Below are 16,373 nucleotides of genomic sequence, written 5' to 3' on the forward strand. Positions count from 1 at the left end.
ACGGTGATCTGCGGGGCATCACGCAGGCGGCGATGCCGGTGGCGGTCATCGTGCTGTTGCGCCGGGCCCGGTCGCGTGAGTGGTTCGAGAGCGCTCCCCAGGACAGGGAGGAGCGGCGGCCGTTCAGCCTGGAAAGAATGATCCGCTGGCGACGGGACGAGGGCCAGACAGCGGTGGAGTACGCGGGGCTCATCGCGGTGGTCGCGGCGATCGTCGTCGCGCTCTCGGTTGGCGGCCTCGGCGGGCGTATCGCCGACGGCATCCAGTCGGCGGTCTGCTCGGTGACGGGCACGGCTTGCCCCGCTCCGCAGGGCGATGGCACGGAGACGGGTGCGGCCGGGGACAACGACACTGCGGAGCAGGGCGACTCGGACACGGGTGCCGACCGCGGCAACGGCGCGGACGCGGACGGCGGCACGGCAACGAACGACGATGCGGGCACCCAGGGCGACTCGGGAACCCAAGGTGGGTCGGGCACCCAGGGAGGTGCGGACGGCCAGGGAGACACGGAAGCCGACGGCGGCACGGATACCGACGGCGGCACGGAATTCCGCGACGGAACGGGCCTCGGTGACACGAGCGGCAGCGACATCCCCGCGTCGGCCCAGATCATCACCTACGAGGGCGCGGGCCCGAACGACACGATCCCGCTCGCTCCGGGCCCGTTCGAGGACAAGTCCCTCTGGGACGACGTACATGACCAGGAGCGTCACGACAGGACGTTCATGGACCATGTCCGGGGCTTCTTCGTGGCGCCGACCAAGAGCTTCCTGGCCAGCACGATGGACGTCGTCAGCGACCCGGTCGGCTCGGTCAAGGACACCTGGAACGGTCTGAAGAGCTACACCACCGGCTGGTGGGGCGACAAGGCCGACGAGCTGGGCGAGAAGTGGGACAAGGGGAACTACGTCTCCTCCGTATGGGGCTGGGTCAATTCGCCTGAGGACTTCGTGTCCGACCTGGCGACCGACACCTTCGTCGACAAGGAGAACTGGGAGAAGGGCAACTACGGCGCTTCCATCGGCAACACCGTGGTCGGCGTCGTCGGTATCTTCAGCCCGAAGACCATCACGAAGTTCACCAAGTTCAAGAAGCTGGCCGAGGTCGGTGAAGCCCTCGACAAGGCGTCCGACGCGGCGGAGAAGGCGGCCAAGGCGGCCAAGGCGGGCGACTTCGACGGAGCGAAGAAGGCCGCGGACGAGGCCCAGAAGCATGCCGACGAGGCCAAGAAGAAGGCCGAGAAGAACGGCAGCTGCACCATCGCGATCGGGCGCGTCCCCTACGGCGGTGGCGGCGGCCTGCGCGGAGTCCCGGGCACCGGCACGGGCGTCCTGGCAGCCTCGCAGGGCGACCGGATCGTCGTCGCCGCAGGAGGCGACAAGGAATGCACGGGCGACGACGCCGACGACGCACGCCAGGCCCAGCAGCAGGCGCTCGACGCCAGGGCCGAAGCGGCGAAGGCCGCGCTGCGGGAGCAGGGCTCTTCGGTGCCTGACGACCAGATCGACGGGCTCGTCAACCGCGCCAAGGACCCCCCAGAACCCGGTGAGATCAGCAAGAAGGACGCGGCCGACTCGCTCGACGAGATCACCGACCTCGCACGCCGCGGAAACGTCAACGGCGATGCCGCCGCGGCGCTGGAAGGCAAGGTCGCCAATGCCTCCGACGCCAACAAGCTCGCCGAGGCACGCGCGGAGGTGAACGCCCTGCGCCGCGCTGCCGACGACGCGGCCCCCGGAACCGACGTGGACGCCGGAGTCGGCGGCAAGATGAACCGCAAGGAGGCTGACTTGGGCAACGGGGAGAAGGTGAATCTCGACGAGATCCCGGACGCGGACGTGGTCTACAAGGACAAGAACGGCACTGTACACGTCAAGGAGGTCAAGAACGCGGGCTCGGCCACACGTAAGGCGGACTTCGCCAATCAGGTCGCGAGGCTCAAGAAGTGGGCGAGCAAGGAGCCGGGACGCAAGGCCACCGTGGAGATCGAGACGGCGGACCGTTGGACGTCGGTCTTCAGCGAGTTCAAGCCCGCCCGGAACGGCAAGCCGGCGAAGGACACCAGAACGGCGGCTGGTGAGATGGCCAAGAACGGTGTGGACGTGAAGGTGGCGGGCCAGGGTCTGTCCGCCGACCAGCTCGGCAGGATGCAGCGTGCCATCGACGAGCGAACGGCGAACGGCACGATGGACTGGTCGAAGATGAAGGACCCGGACAGCGCAAAGGCGTACCTGGGCATCGACTGAGATGAACGAGTGGACGACAGCCACGAGACGTGGCAGGACGGCGGAGATGAGCGAGTCGGACGCGGTGCGGAGTGCCGAGGAGATGTGGGATCCGCAGGTCGCGCGATGGTGTGATCCGGAGGGTGACTACGTTCTGCCCCGCGCCCTTCGGTCCTTGCCACAGCCATGGGACGAGGGCGACTGGCACCGGATCGGGAACCTGCCGCGCACCGATGAGCGGGTGGTGGAGGCTCGGCAGGTGGTGACCGAGCTGCTGGAGGACCCGGAGTTGGCGCCGGATGTGCCTCAGCCGCCCTCTCCGGGCCTGTTGTGGCACGTGTGGGAGGAGTTCCACCAGGCGGTGGGGGAGAGGATGCCCCGCACGAGCCAGGTGACATGGGCCGGTGTGGACGAGCTGGTGCGCGAGTGGCGGGGACGGGAGAGGCTGTACCCGCTTCAGCGGCATGTCGTTGATCACGTCGAAGCGGCGATACTCGCCATGATCCCGCGGCTGCGGGACGACATCGCCGACTCGGTGTTCCGCTGGCTGGCCCTGGACTCCGACCCCGGCCGTTTCGCCGACTGGGCGGTGGATACGGCCGAGCGCTGCGTGATCGAGGACATCGGCGCGGACTCTGCCATCGAGTTGCTGGGCACGATGGGGAGCCCTGAGGCCAGGGCGGCTCTGGATCGCCTGTCGGTGAAGCCGGGCGGTCCGGCGAGTTGGGACAACGCGGAGGCGGCACAGGGGAGGCTCTTCGATCTGGAGACTGAGAGGCCCCAGTAGTAGTAGGCGCGGAAGCTGAAAGGAAGGTGGAGCAGCCTCTCCTGCTCCACCTGCACAAGAGCTTCTGGGCCCGAAGGCCACCACCAAGATGAAGCTGACCGAGGTCGGTGAGCGATGGAGGACCCGAAGACCGCGATGGAGTACCTGGGGTCTCATGACCGACGATCAGCAGATGGCCGGCATTCTCGGGGAGCTGGCGGCAGCGATGGCCGACGCTCCGCCGAGCACCGAGGGCTACTGGACTTCCGAAGAGTTGCACGGACTCTACGAGCGTTTTGAGAGGGAGCCTGACCTTCCGCTTACTGGCGGGCAGCGGCGGCTCTTCATAGCCCACCGTGCCCGTAGGGCGGCCTCGTCCCGCATCCGTGGCCTGCTGTCTTCTCTGAGGAAAGCCGCCGAGCTCGGCCGAGTGACGGCCACCGCTGAGGCAGCCGTTCTTGCCGAGGCGTGTGTGCGCGCCGGACTTGCGGCGCACGACGCGATCAGCGTCTTGTTCCAACTGGGTGTGCCGTACGGCGAGCAGGCGCTGGCACGACTGGTGCCTGACACGCGGGTGAACGAGGGCGATCGACGCTGGGGCCGCTGGTGGCTGAGGCGTCTACGTGAGCCGGAGTATCAGGCGATGGCTGACCGTCCTGTCGAGGATGAGGAGCTGTTGCTGCCGGAGGTGGTTCGAGACGTGACCTTCGGTTGGCATGGCGGCTGGGAGATCGAGGAGGACCCGAAGCAGGAGCGCTTGGCTCAAGCCCGCGCCGTTCTCGAAGCACTTCTGCCCAGCATGAAGATGCCGTTTCCGGAGCCCGTTCCCGAGTGGGAGGGGGACTGGGACGAGGATGAGGATGAGCGCCCCGATTGGCTGGAGATCCGTATGGTTCTGCGAGATCTGATGCCCGATATCACGCTCGTCACTCGTGAGCGCATGACCGAGGGCTGGTACGAGTGCAAGCAGCTGGGGCTGGATGTGCAAGGCAAAGGGCCTGAAGAGTTCAGCGACCGGTGGGCGGCGCGCATCGGTGCCTGGACCGCGGAAGGGATTCTCTCCTGGCTCTGGCAAGTAGACCATTTCTCCCCATGGGCCCAGGAACTTGCCAAGCGCTACATCGACCGGAACGTCGCAGTGGTCGAAGCGACGCGCCTGCTGACCGAGGCGGCGCAGGGGAACGCCTGAAGCCGTGACAGTGCGGCTCGTTATCAGGGGGGCAACTCAGTGGGCGCAGACATAGATGGTGTGATCGAGACTCGCTCGGCCGACGGGCACTGGGAGATGGCGGTCGACCTTCTGGACCTGCAATTGGGGCGGAACCGCGAGGCGTGGGGGTGTCTCTTCGGCTTCGGCGGGACGGGGGGTGTGGATCGTCCGCTCTTCGCCGACCGCGGGCTTCCGAGTAACCCCTCGGATCCGGTACGGGATACCGGATGCGAGGACTATCAGCACAGCCACACGTATGCCACCTGGGCCGAAGTCGCCGTGGTCGACTGGGACGCCCCGCTCGCCGACGAGCCTGCTTATTACTGGGCGGGCCTGTGGCGGCCTGGTGACGACGGCGAGCTCGTCCAACACGACATCGTGTGGGCCTCAGCCACGCCCGGCCTGGATGAGGCCGCGGCCGATGCTTTCGGCGAGGATGTGTACAGCCCAGCGGAATGGCCGCAGGGCGGCGAGGTCCACCTGGACGGCGCCGTGTACCGCCCCGTGATTCTCACAGCGCGGATGCTCGCTCCTCCGGACCAGGCACCCTGGTCCCGGGTCTGGAATGCGATGCGGGACCTCGTAGACGAGCACGGGGACGACAACGTACGTCTGGTCGTCTGGTTCGGTTGACGACGGCTCAGGCGTCCAGGGATGGAATGACAGTAGGCCGAGGCGAAGACGAGAAGGAGGGTGACGGCTCGGAAGCCGTCACCGCGTGACGCACGACCGGTGCCCCCAGGTTTCCCTTCAGCCGCCGAACCAGACTACGAGGCGGACGTTGTCCTCACCATGGAGTTCGGCCAGCGTGCCCATCACATTCCACACAGGTTGCCACGGTCCGTCGGCCGGTATCAGGTCGCGGTAGGCAGGGGAGACAGGTCGGTACACCTCGTTGCCGAGCGGAAGCTCTCCGCCAGCGGGCCACCGGGAGTGAGCGATGTTGACTTCTCCGAACGTGGCGCCGGCCGAGTCGTACAGCTCATCCGGGAGCACGGTCAGTCCCTCGGGCACGAGGGATCCCTCATCCGCACGGGACCAGCGGCGGACCCAGTACCGAGACGGGCCGTCGGTGCAGGGGGCGTTCCAGTCGACAGCCGACAGTTCACGCCCGGAGAACCACGAATGACTGTGACCCTCGATTTCGTCCACATCTTTCCGTGCCCTGTCCGAGACATCTACAGGCACTCCGCGGTCAGGAAAGAGAGCTTTGACAGGCTCCACACTCCGGACGTCGAAGAGTGCTGACAACGACATGTAATCCCGGGCCCAATAAAGATGCCGTAGTTCGGAGAAGGCCTCCCACGGAACGTCTCCAGCGCTGTAGCGCCTGGGCTCATGCCTGCACTCCAGCCATCCATACAAGTCGGTACTCACAAAAGCGACTCCATCCCATGCGACCGCTGGGTGCGCCTATGATTGGCCGGCTATGAGCCCCGGAACCCGGTCGCTTCGCCGAATGGACGGTGGAGTCGGCCGAGCCCCTGACAGCACCACCCGAGCCCTTCGAACGAGGCCACTCACCTCACTCCACCGGCCCGACGACCTCCACCCGCGTTCCTTCCCGCACCCCCCACTCACTCATCACCCCGGCCCCGGCCTCCACCACATGCCGGGCCCGCAACCGGGGCACCCCCAGCAGCCCCGGCCGCATGGTCCGCACGGCGATGACGCGAAGACGCCGATCGAGATAGGCGACATCGATCGGCATGCGCATACGAAAGGTGTGCACGCTGTTGGCGGGGGAGAGCAGGATCGCCCCGTCGATGGAGTCCCGCCCCAACAGCCCCTTCGTACGGGCCCGGTAGGAGCCAGCGATCTCCAGCGGCACTCTGAGGGACGGTCCGCCGTCACCCCTGTGCACGACCAGCTCCCCACGCCCGTCCCGCCAACGCCGCCCCATCCGGACCCCCTCCGACCGTGCCACCACCTGCCGGTGGCTCGTCGCCCCGAACGTATCCATATCGACAGCCCCTCACATGGGCCCAAGGACCCATGCCCTTTGCTGATTCCTGACTGAAACGCCCCGAGCAGCACTGCTGTTGACGCCTCCTCTGGGCGTGTTATGTAACCGTTACGGCGCGAAAGTGACGACGAATCACTAATTCCTCCCCATACGCCCCGTCAGTTAACAACCTTCACCCTGGTGCGGCCGCACCCCGCTGTATAGCTTTGGTTCGCTCAAGAGAAGCCCTCGCCACCTCCCGGGAGCCGACCGTGACCCGCCGCCCCACCCTCCTCGCAGCGCTCACGCTGACCGCCGCAGCGGCCCTGACGCTGTCCGCGTGCGGAAGCGACGACAGCTCCAAGGGCAAGGACAACGACAAGATCGCGGGAGCGGACACCCAGGACAAGGCGTCGCCCTCCCCCTCTCCGAGCGCTGCGGACTCCGTCGGCCGGCCGAACATCGAACTGCCCTCGGACCTCTCCTACACCTTCGACTGGCCCAAGACAGGGGACAAGGAGAAGGACGCGATCCTGGCGGACAGCGAACAGTCCATCAAGGCAGTGGACCTGGCGATCGTCAACCAGAACGCGCTCGACAAGGCGTACCTCTATTACTACGAGGGCGAGGCGGCCGCAGGAACGCAGACGTTCATTCAGGCCTATGTCAAGGCCAAAGCGCGTGTCACGGGCGCATATCGCTTCTACGACCCCGTGGTCAACGTCAGGGGTGAGGGCAGTGGGTCGCTCGTGTACTGCGAAGACCAGAGCAAGGCCTACGACATGTACCTGAAGAACAAGAAGATCAACAAAACCCCGGCATCCAAGAACAGCTACGTGCTCTACAACACCCTGCTGCAGAAGAACGACAAGGGTGTGTGGGTCATCGAGAAGATCCTTTCCCAGAGGGGGAGCGACAGGTGCCAGCCCTGAGACCGGCTTCCCGGGCTTTGATCGTGCCCGTCGCGATCGGTTCGATGCTGCTGTGTGGAGCCCCCGCAGAGGCGGACAACGTCATTGGTGGCGGATCACAGATGCCTCCTGCGAAGACGGACGCCCACGGTGACTCAGACGGCGGCGGCACCCTGTCGTCGACCGCCGGAGTCGTCGTCTTCGACCGTTCCGACAACGGCTCGGGACAGGCGGCAGGCCCGGTGACGTCTTCGACGACCTGGACCCCGCCGGCTTGCTACTACGCTCCGAAGTACACGCCGGAGCAGCTGCAGAAGTACCTGGAACCCACTTGGGAAGCCGGCTCGACAGGCTACGAGTGGGATGCCGAGCAGCGCGATCGCTACGTCAACGGCCACCCCTACAAAGACTTCAACAAGGACAAGGCCGGCAAGGGCTACTGGTGGGACTTCTACGTCACGCCCGGCCGGGAGGGGGACCCCGGGGCGCTTGACTGCACGAAGCCCATCTTCTGGGTGGACGAGAACGACGATCCGCCGGCCGACATCCCGCAAGCCATCACTGCCGAGGTCCTCGCGCAGCTTGCCTACGCCGAAGTGCGCGTACCTTCCACGAAGATGAATCTCGCCCCGCAGGCGAACACAAAAGTGAATCTGCCTACTTGGGCGTGGCTGGACGCGGCGGAATTCAAGCCTGTGTCCGTGACGGCCTCCGTTCCACTCCTGGGCATCCAGGCGACCACAACGGCCGAACCCGAATCGGTGAAGATTGAACCGGGCACCACGGACGCCGAGACTTACCCCGCCTCGGGCGTTTGCCAGATCCAAAACGGACGAATCGGTGAGCCATACGCCAAGGGCAAGGCTGACGAGACCCCCTCCTGCGGCGTGAAGTATCTCCGGTCGTCGGGCGATGGTTCGTACCAGCTCAGGGCGACGCTCACCTGGAAGATCCACTGGACCGGTACAGGCGTGGCCGGCGAACAGCCGCTGCCGGACGGTTCTTTCGGCGGGGAGCAGAATGTGGTCGTCCAGGAGATCCAGTCGGTCAACCGCTGACGCCAGCCGCGGGCTGACGTTGCTTGTGATCCTTCACCCATGGAGTTGTGAAGCCGTTCCGTGCCGGATAGGAAGACCTCATGACCGCACTAGGTGCCGTATTCCGTCCCCAACTCGCCCCGGAACGACTCCGATCCGTTGCCCGAATCGCCGATGACGCAGGCCTGGAGCAGCTCTGGCTCTGGGAAGACTGTTTCAGAGAAGGCGGCATCTCCACCGCCGCAGCCGCTCTCGCGTGGACCGGGCGGGTGCGGGTCGGGGTCGGGCTGCTGCCCGTGCCCTTGCGGAACGTTGCCATCACCGCCATGGAGGCCGCCTCCCTGCACCGGATGTTCCCCGGGCGGGCGATCCTCGGTGTGGGCCACGGCGTGCAGGACTGGATGGGGCAGGTCGGCGCCCGGGTCGAGTCACCGGTCACCCTGCTGCGCGAGCACCTCCTCGCGCTCAGGGCTCTACTGCGCGGCGAACGGGTCACCGTCGACGGGCGGTACGTCAAGCTCGACGACGTCGCCCTGGACTGGCCGCCCGAGGGCCCCCACGGCGGGGTGCTGGCCGGGGCCACCGGCCCGCGGTCCCTGCGGCTCACCGGAGAGGCCGCCGACGGGACCATCCTCACCGCCTCCACGAACGCCGAGGGCGTGCGCAAGGCGCGGCAGCTCGTCGAGGAGGGGCGCGCCGCGGCCGGACGGGGGGCAGGGCCCCACCCCCTGGTCGTCTATCTCCTCACCGCCACCGGGCCCGACGCCGCCGCCCGGCTGCGTGCGGAGCTCACGGCCGAGGGGGACGAAGCCGTTCCGGACCTCGGAGTCGCCGGGGACGCCCGGGCCGTCGCCGAAGCCGTCGGGCGACTGGTCGAGGCCGGGGCCGACAGCGTCGTCCTGCAGCCGACGGCGGACGAGCCCGACCCGGAGGGATTCGTACGGTTCGCCGCCGAGGAAGTGCGGCCCCTGGTTCCCTGAGGGCCCGTTGTCCGTGGCTGCTGCAACACTCCGGGTAGGCCGAGGGGCCCTTCGTCGCTCACAGCACCCGCCACCTCTTCGACGCACGCAAGCCCGGCTGACGCACACCCAGCCGGTGATCACGCGTGCGGACCCACCGTCACTTCTCCCACCACCAGCTCCGGCGTCGCCTCCAGCACCTCGCCCACCCGCTCCACCTGCTCGTCCAGCTCCCGTCGCTGTTGTGCCGTCAGCCGTACGAGCGGCTCGACCGTGACGGTCGTACGGCGGCCACTGCGCCGCTGGTGCCACACCCCCGCCACCACACCGTCGACGAGCAGCACGGGGTAGTTGCCCGCCTGCCCGCCGCCGAGAGCGCGCTGGTACGCCTTCCCGGGGAACAGCCGCTCGCGAGGCTGACCGGCGATGACATACGCGTCGAAGTAGGGAAGCAGGCGCACACCCCGCGCCGGGCCGTCCGGTCCCTCCGCACCCTCCGCACCGTTCGGGCCGGACGGTCCGTCCTGGAAGTCGGTGTCTCCCGCCGCCACCCACGCCGGCATCCCCTCGAAGTCGATCTCCTCGATACGTCCCTCGGCTGCCAGTTCGCCGAACAGGGCCGTCGCCCAGCCGGGCGGCGCCGCCAGCCAGCGCGCGAAGTGCTGCGGGGTCGCCGGACCGTACGCGTAGAGGTAGCGATGGACGAAAGCGGCCAGAGCCTCCCCAGCCCCGGCGCCATTCCCGGCCCCTGCCCCCGCCCCGACGTCCCCCCGCGGCGGCCGCGTATACGTCGCCTTGCGGCCGCGGTTCGGGCCGAAGCACAGCGCGCCCGCCCAGCCGGCCCGGTGCATCACCTGGCGCCAGCGCGGCCACAGGTCCTGGAACGCCGGCATCACACGGTCACCGGCCCAGGGGCCCGTACGGGCGACGACCTCGTCGGACAGCTCGTCAAGGGTCAGGTACCTGCCGTCGAGCGCGTCACCGATCGCCGTCACGACCTGGCGTGCCTGCTCCTCGGTGAGCCGTACATCGGGCGGGAACGGGCTCGGCCCGGTCGGTACCGCGGTCAGCGCCGCCGAGAAGAGGGGGAGTTCGCGGGCCGGGAGAAGGTGGACCGTGCCGCGGGGGCCGTACGTCTTGATCAGGGACCGGTCGTCCCAGAGCGCGGCCCGCACGTCCGCCCGTGTCGCCGCGTCCGTCCGCATCCCCACCGACAGCTCGGCCGCGGAGAGCACCTGCGCGTGCGCCCCCAGCATCGCGCCCACCACCTCGGCGACCGGCGTCCCGGTCGCGGCCGGCCTGGTCAGGAACTGCCGCCGCGCCCGGCGTGCGCTCGCCGCGTCCCACGTGATCCTCACGGTCGTCGTCATGAAGCGACGTTAGACGGCAACAAGGACAGATTCCGTCCTATAGAGGGCCACCGAGGACGCCCACCCGGGAGCCCACTGATGGCGCCCACCGATAGAGCCCGGCTACGGAGCTCCCGGGCCTCAAGGCCCCGTTCGATCCGCACCTCCCGCCGTCCCTCCTCCCACCCACCGCACTTGCGCATCTCCCGACGGGGTTTTTCACATCGTTATCGCCCGCAGCTCGCGTCCGCGCGGCCGCTCGCGTAAATTCGAACGAGGGCAATTCGCGTGAGCAAAGCTGCGCGTGCGGTACCGCGCAGTGGAGGGGGCTGCGCGGTGCCAGGGTCCACCCGTCGAGCCGCACGGCGTCGACGTCCCGTCGGCAAACTTCGGCGGGCGGGCGGCACGCAGGCGATCCGCGGTCCGTCCCCGGGTCAAGCGGGCGTTCACATGCGCGTCACCCGTCGGGGGGATGTCGGGACAAGTCACCCGAGCGGGCCCCAAGGTGCGGCAAATCCTCCGGTTCCCGGCCACGGAATGCCTGATTCCCCAGCTTATGCGCCAAGTTTCGGCCAGAGGCGAGCCCTGAATGAGGGCCACCGCTTGCGTCGCCGCGTCGCCGGGCGGCTCCGGAGAGTAGTTGTGGCACGCCGATGCACGCAGCAGCACTCACGAAGGGTTATGGTGGAAACCCCCCCTCGGGCCGGTCCGTCTCCCCCCCACGGACCGGCCCGTTTTTCTTGGCCCGCCGGGCGGCTCGAACCATCGGCCGGAACCGTTCGTTCCGTCCCCGTTGGCGGCCCAGGGCCGCGGCGAGGGTAGGCTTCGCCTCCGGGGACTGCCATACGGGCAGGGACCGCCCGCGGCCACGACCGGGCCGCACGCCGCGGCCTGTCCGATCCGTACGGAGGGGCTGACAATCACGTGAACCTGCGCGACAAGCTGCGTGGCCTGCTGGTCAGGCTGTACGCACGCCGGGTGGAAGGTCACCTGGACCACGCTCAGGTGCCCAAGCACATCGGCGTCATCATGGACGGCAACCGGCGCTGGGCGAAGGCCGCCGGTTCCAGCACCGTCGACGGCCACCGGGCGGGGGCCGGGAAGATCGAGGAGTTCCTCGGCTGGTGCAGTGAGACCGACGTCGAGGTCGTCACCCTCTGGCTCCTGTCCACGGACAACTTCGACCGGCCGCGGGAAGAGCTCGTCCCCCTGCTCGGCATCATCGAGGACGTCGTGCGCACCCTGGCCGCCGACGGCCGCTGGCGCGTGCACCACGTCGGCACGCCCGACCTGCTGCCCTCGGGGCTCCAGACGATCCTCAAGGAGGCCGAGGAGACCACCGCGCACGTCGACGGAATAGTGGTCAACGTCGCCATCGGCTACGGCGGACGCCAGGAGATCGCCGACGCGGTGCGGTCGATGCTGCTCGACGCCCAGGACAAGGGCACCTCGATGGAGGCGCTCGCCGAGGCCGTCGACATCGACATGATCGGGCGTCACCTCTACACCAGCGACCAGCCCGACCCCGACCTGGTGATCCGCACCAGCGGCGAGCAGCGGCTGTCCGGATTCATGCTCTGGCAGACCGCGCACTCGGAGTACTACTTCTGTGACGTGTTCTGGCCGGCGTTCCGCAAGGTGGACTTCCTGCGGGCCATGCGCGACTACGCCGCCCGCCACCGGCGCTACGGCGGCTGACGTACCCCCAGACGGGTACCCGGACGCAGGACGTCCCACGTCACAACACCTCCCGGTACCCCCTTGGCGACGCCTGTAACGCCGAGTTCACCGGCTCGCCGTCATATGCCGTGGCATGGCGACGCTCGTTCGAGGGCATAACCCAGACAGGTCGACGCCCGAACCACGGGTGTCGGATCTCAGCGGACGGCACGGGGCCGTCCGCCCGGGAGGCCCTTTGCACCAGCCCGATCGTGCGGTCACAGCACGGACGAAGAGGCGGAGGGCCGGTTCTCGGCCCGCGCAGGGCGGCCGACGACCGGTCCAGCTCCATACCGTCGCTCCCCGACCTCATCCGAGGGGGTACGTCCTTCCGTGGTGACCAGCACAAAGCGCCACAAGCCCGACCGGCGCACCTATGTTCTCGACACCAGCGTCCTGCTGGCCGACCCGAACGCCCTGAACCGCTTCGACGAGCACGAGGTCGTGCTCCCCATCGTCGTGGTCACGGAGCTGGAGGCGAAGCGGCACCATCCCGAACTCGGCTACTTCGCCCGGCAGGCCCTCCGCCTGCTCGACGAATTCCGGGTCCGGCACGGTCGCCTCGACGCACCCATCCCCACGGGGGATCTGGGCGGGACCGTCCGTGTCGAGCTCAACCACTCGGACCCCAGCGTGCTGCCCAGCGGCTACCGCCTGGGGGACAACGACTCCCGCATCCTCGCGGTCGCCCGCAATCTGCAGGCCGAGGGGTTCGACGTCACCGTCGTGTCGAAGGACCTCCCGCTCAGGATCAAGGCGTCCTCCGTCGGGCTCCTCGCCGAGGAGTACCGCGCGGAACTCGCCATCACGGACTCCTCCGGCTGGACCGGAATGTCCGAACTGACCCTGCCCGGCGAGCAGGTGGACATCCTCTTCGAGGAGGGGCACGTCCACGTCCCCGAGGCCGCCGGCCTGCCGGTGCACACAGGCCTGATGATCCAGTCGGAGCGCGGCAAGGCCCTCGGGCGGGTCACGCCCGAGGGCACCATCCGGGTCGTGCGCGGCGATCGTGAGGCGTTCGGCATCAAGGGCCGCAGCGCCGAGCAGCGGATCGCGCTCGACCTGCTGCTCGACCCGGACGTCGGGATCGTGTCGATGGGCGGCCGGGCCGGCACCGGCAAGTCGGCGCTGGCGCTGTGCGCCGGTCTGGAGGCGGTGCTGGAGCGCCGTCAGCACCAGAAGGTGATGGTCTTCCGTCCGCTGTACGCGGTGGGCGGGCAGGAGCTGGGCTATCTGCCGGGCTCCGAGGCCGAGAAGATGAGCCCCTGGGCACAGGCCGTCTTCGACACGCTGTCGGCGGTCACGTCCCGGGAGGTCATCGAGGAGGTCACCGCGCGCGGGATGCTGGAGGTCCTGCCGCTCACCCACATCCGCGGCCGCTCGCTGCACGACGCCTTCGTGATCGTGGACGAGGCCCAGTCGCTGGAAAGGAACGTGCTTCTTACCGTTCTGTCCCGGATCGGGGCCAATTCACGGGTGGTTCTCACCCATGACGTGGCCCAGCGGGACAACCTCAGGGTCGGCCGGTACGACGGTGTCGTCGCCGTCGTCGAGAAGCTGAAGGGGCATCCGCTTTTCGCGCACGTGACCCTGACGCGGTCCGAGAGGTCCCAGATCGCCGCCCTTGTGACCGAAATGCTCGAAGACGGGCAGATCTGACCGACCGCGGTAAGTAGTAGCGGTTATGCGATAGTTGGCGCCGTCCGGAAAAGGCCAAGAGCCTAGCCGGGCGGCGCCTTCGCGTGTGGCCGTTCCGTGGAATTACCTGCGCCAAACGGGATGTGAGCTTTCACACGCAACTCGGAATTGCCTTGCCCCGTCGTGTTACGGCAGAGTCTCACTCCTGTCAGGCCCCGCATACGACACACCTGTACCCCCAGCGGTACGGCACCACAAAAGCAACAGCCTCAACTGCATAGCGATGTCGTATGCCGCCCGAGCAACACGCGGCGCTCCCCTCGGGGGAGTTGCCCACCGGGCCCGCGCCTCCCGTGACCCCGCAGTTGGGGAGGCCAGTGCCAGGGGCACGATTGCGTCCGCGAGGGTCACCGAAGCGGGCGATGCTGGAAGGAAACCGTGTGAGCCGGATCTCGGTCCGGGGATTCGCAGTGGCTTCGGCCACGGCGGTCACCGCTGTCGGAAGCGTCGTCGGCGTTGCCTCGGGCAGCACCGCGCAGAACAACGACGCGGAAGCGACGGCAACCGGCGCCACGCTGCTCGCGGACATCCCCGCGGGCCAGCAGGCCCAGGTGCAGACCGCGTCGCTGACGCAGCAGGCCGACGCACAGGCCATTCAGGCGGACGCGAGCGCGAAGAAGGACGCCGAGGAGGCCGCCCGCAAGGCCGCCGCCGACACGGCCGTCGCCAAGAAGGAAGCCGCCGAGAAGGCGGCCAAGGCGGCGAAGGAGGCCAAGGAGCGCGCGGCGGAGGTCAAGGAAGCCGCCGCCAGCCGCTCCAAGGACATCTCCGACTTCCCCGTCGCGAGCTCCTACAGCATCGCCCAGATCCAGGCGATGGCACGGCAGATGGTGCCGGCGGGTCAGTTCCAGTGCTTCAGCAACATCGTGGACCACGAGTCCGACTGGAACTACAAGGCCGTCAACCCCTCCTCCGGGGCCTACGGCATGTTCCAGGCGCTGCCCGGTACCAAGATGTCGTCCGCCGGCGCCGACTGGCGGACCAACCCGGCCACCCAGATCAAGTGGGGCCTCAACTACATGAACGACCGCTACGGCAGCCCCTGTGACGCCTGGTCGTTCTGGCAGGCCAACAACTGGTACTGAGCCGACCGGCCCCCGGCCGAACCCGTCCTTCGCGCGAGCCCCGCACCGTCGTCCGGTGCGGGGCTCGCGCCATGTACGGTCGGACGGACGGCTCCCCGGGGGAGTGGTGCGCCAAGACGGGGGAAAAGGACGGATCATGTCGCGAGTGCCAGGGTGGCTCGGCCGGCTCGGTGCCGGGCTGACCGAGATGAGCGAGCGGTACAACGAACGCCGCGCCGAGGCCGAACGGGAGCAGGACGACCCCGAGCCCGGGATGCTCGCCGGTGATCACGTGCCGCCGCCCCCGGACTACGCCCCCGACGTCGCCGCCCGCCCCGATCCCGCCCTGGCCGTGCCGTGGGGAGTGCGGGTCGCGGCCGAGGCCGGCTGGCGGCTCCTCGTCCTCGCGGGCACCCTCTGGGTGCTGATGCGGATCATCAGCGCCGTCCAGCTCGTGGTGCTCTCGTTCGTCATCGCGCTGCTCATCACGGCGATCCTGCAGCCGACGGTGGCGCGGCTGCGGCGCCACGGCGTGCCGCGCGGCCCGGCGACCGCGCTGACGGCCGTCCTCGGCTTCGTCGTCATCGGCCTCATCGGCTGGTTCGTGACCTGGCAGGTCATGGAGAACATCGACGACCTCTCGGGCCAGATCCAGGACGGCATCGACGAGTTGCGTAACTGGCTGCTGAACAGCCCCTTCCACGTCACGGACAAGCAGATCAACGAGATCGCCAAGAACCTGCGCGAGGCGGTCGGGGCGAACACCGACCAGATCACCTCGGCGGGTCTGGAGGGCGTGACGGTCGTCGTCGAGGCGCTCACCGGGATCCTGTTGGCGGTCTTCTCGACGCTGTTCCTGCTCTACGACGGCAAGCGCATCTGGGAGTGGACGCTGAAGCTGGTGCCGGCGGCGGCGCGGCCGGGGGTGGCCGGGGCCGGTCCCGCGGCGTGGCGGACGCTGACGGCGTATGTGCGGGGCACGGTGATCGTGGCGCTGATCGACGCGATCTTCATCGGACTGGGGATCTACTTCCTCGATGTGCCGATGGCCGTGCCGCTGGCGGTGTTCATCTTCCTGTTCGCGTTCATCCCGCTGGTCGGCGCCGTGGTGTCCGGGGCGCTGGCGGTGGTCGTCGCGCTGGTCACCCAGGGGGTGTTCACGGCCGTCATGACGCTGGTGGTGGTGCTCGCGGTGCAGCAGATCGAGGGGCACATCCTGCAGCCGTTCATCCTCGGGCGGGCCGTGCGGGTGCATCCGCTGGCGGTGGTGCTGGCGGTGGCGTGCGGGGGAATGGTGGCCGGGATCGGCGGTGCGGTGGTCGCCGTGCCGCTGGTCGCGGTGACGAACACGGTCGCCGGGTATCTGCGGTCGTATTCCCAGAAGTCGGCGCTGCGGCACTCGGTGCGGCCACGCGGGGCCACGGCGGTGAGCGCGGAGCCGACCCCGCAGACCCCGTCGGAGTAGCCGGAACGCCAACAGGGCCCCGCCA

At 68.5% G+C, this 16,373-nt stretch carries 14 protein-coding genes; 11 read left to right on the top strand and 3 right to left on the bottom strand.

Annotated features, from left to right (window positions below):
- The 4 genes from ABT116_RS17295 to ABT116_RS17310 all read left to right on the top strand — a co-directional run.
- On the top strand, window positions 1-2,246 hold a 2,246-nt coding region (locus tag ABT116_RS17295), incomplete at its 5' end, for a hypothetical protein (RefSeq protein ID WP_351633828.1).
- Between the two features lie 46 nt (window positions 2,247-2,292).
- Window positions 2,293-3,012: a hypothetical protein gene (locus tag ABT116_RS17300; protein WP_351633831.1), complete on the top strand. Its 720-nt coding sequence runs from the start codon at window positions 2,293-2,295 to the stop codon at window positions 3,010-3,012.
- 154 nt (window positions 3,013-3,166) lie between these two features.
- Complete coding sequence (locus ABT116_RS17305) at window positions 3,167-4,180, top strand: hypothetical protein (RefSeq protein WP_351633833.1); 1,014 nt, start codon at window positions 3,167-3,169, stop codon at window positions 4,178-4,180.
- 60 nt (window positions 4,181-4,240) lie between these two features.
- On the top strand, window positions 4,241-4,834 hold the full coding sequence (locus ABT116_RS17310; protein ID WP_351633835.1) for a hypothetical protein: 594 nt from the start codon (window positions 4,241-4,243) through the stop codon (window positions 4,832-4,834).
- A 117-nt stretch (window positions 4,835-4,951) separates the two neighbouring features.
- Here ABT116_RS17310 and ABT116_RS17315 read toward each other — a convergent pair whose 3' ends face one another.
- A complete protein-coding gene (locus ABT116_RS17315; protein WP_351633838.1) occupies window positions 4,952-5,578 on the bottom strand; it encodes a hypothetical protein in 627 nt (208 codons plus the stop codon).
- Window positions 5,579-5,726: 148 nt separating this feature from the next.
- Entirely contained in the window at window positions 5,727-6,104 is a 378-nt protein-coding gene (locus ABT116_RS17320) for a DUF192 domain-containing protein (protein WP_351633890.1), read from the bottom strand.
- Between the two features lie 314 nt (window positions 6,105-6,418).
- Between ABT116_RS17320 and ABT116_RS17325 the strand changes: the two genes are divergently transcribed.
- The 3 genes from ABT116_RS17325 to ABT116_RS17335 all read left to right on the top strand — a co-directional run bounded on the left by ABT116_RS17325 (window position 6,419) and on the right by ABT116_RS17335 (window position 9,074).
- Window positions 6,419-7,078 carry a hypothetical protein gene (locus tag ABT116_RS17325; protein WP_351633841.1) on the top strand — a complete coding sequence of 220 codons (660 nt, stop codon included), beginning with the start codon at window positions 6,419-6,421 and terminating at the stop codon, window positions 7,076-7,078.
- Between the two features lie 44 nt (window positions 7,079-7,122).
- The gene (locus tag ABT116_RS17330; RefSeq protein WP_502983884.1) at window positions 7,123-8,115 is read left to right on the top strand and encodes a hypothetical protein; all 993 of its coding nucleotides are present in this window, start codon (window positions 7,123-7,125) and stop codon (window positions 8,113-8,115) included.
- A gap of 80 nt (window positions 8,116-8,195) precedes the next feature.
- Window positions 8,196-9,074 (top strand): LLM class flavin-dependent oxidoreductase, encoded by an 879-nt coding sequence (locus tag ABT116_RS17335; RefSeq protein ID WP_351633846.1) that lies wholly within the window; start codon window positions 8,196-8,198, stop codon window positions 9,072-9,074.
- 119 nt (window positions 9,075-9,193) lie between these two features.
- On the opposite strand, the gene ABT116_RS17340 is transcribed toward ABT116_RS17335, so the two are convergent.
- Complete coding sequence (locus ABT116_RS17340) at window positions 9,194-10,423, bottom strand: winged helix DNA-binding domain-containing protein (protein WP_351633849.1); 1,230 nt, start codon at window positions 10,421-10,423, stop codon at window positions 9,194-9,196.
- Window positions 10,424-11,326: 903 nt separating this feature from the next.
- On the opposite strand from ABT116_RS17340, the gene ABT116_RS17345 reads away from it, so the two are divergent.
- The 4 genes from ABT116_RS17345 (at window position 11,327) to ABT116_RS17360 (ending at window position 16,348) form a co-directional block, all read left to right on the top strand.
- Window positions 11,327-12,100 (top strand): isoprenyl transferase, encoded by a 774-nt coding sequence (locus tag ABT116_RS17345; protein WP_351633852.1) that lies wholly within the window; start codon window positions 11,327-11,329, stop codon window positions 12,098-12,100.
- 354 nt (window positions 12,101-12,454) lie between these two features.
- Window positions 12,455-13,780 (top strand): RNA 5'-3' helicase PhoH2, encoded by a 1,326-nt coding sequence (gene phoH2 / locus ABT116_RS17350; RefSeq protein WP_351633854.1) that lies wholly within the window; start codon window positions 12,455-12,457, stop codon window positions 13,778-13,780.
- 419 nt (window positions 13,781-14,199) lie between these two features.
- Entirely contained in the window at window positions 14,200-14,904 is a 705-nt protein-coding gene (locus tag ABT116_RS17355) for an aggregation-promoting factor C-terminal-like domain-containing protein (RefSeq protein WP_351633857.1), read from the top strand.
- Between the two features lie 136 nt (window positions 14,905-15,040).
- Window positions 15,041-16,348, top strand: coding sequence for an AI-2E family transporter (locus tag ABT116_RS17360; protein WP_351633859.1), 1,308 nt, complete (start codon window positions 15,041-15,043; stop codon window positions 16,346-16,348).
- Window positions 16,349-16,373: the final 25 nt, after the last annotated feature.

The sequence above is a fragment of the Streptomyces sp. NPDC002130 genome (assembly GCF_040296465.1).
In the GTDB taxonomy this organism is placed as follows: Bacteria; Actinomycetota; Actinomycetes; order Streptomycetales; family Streptomycetaceae; genus Streptomyces.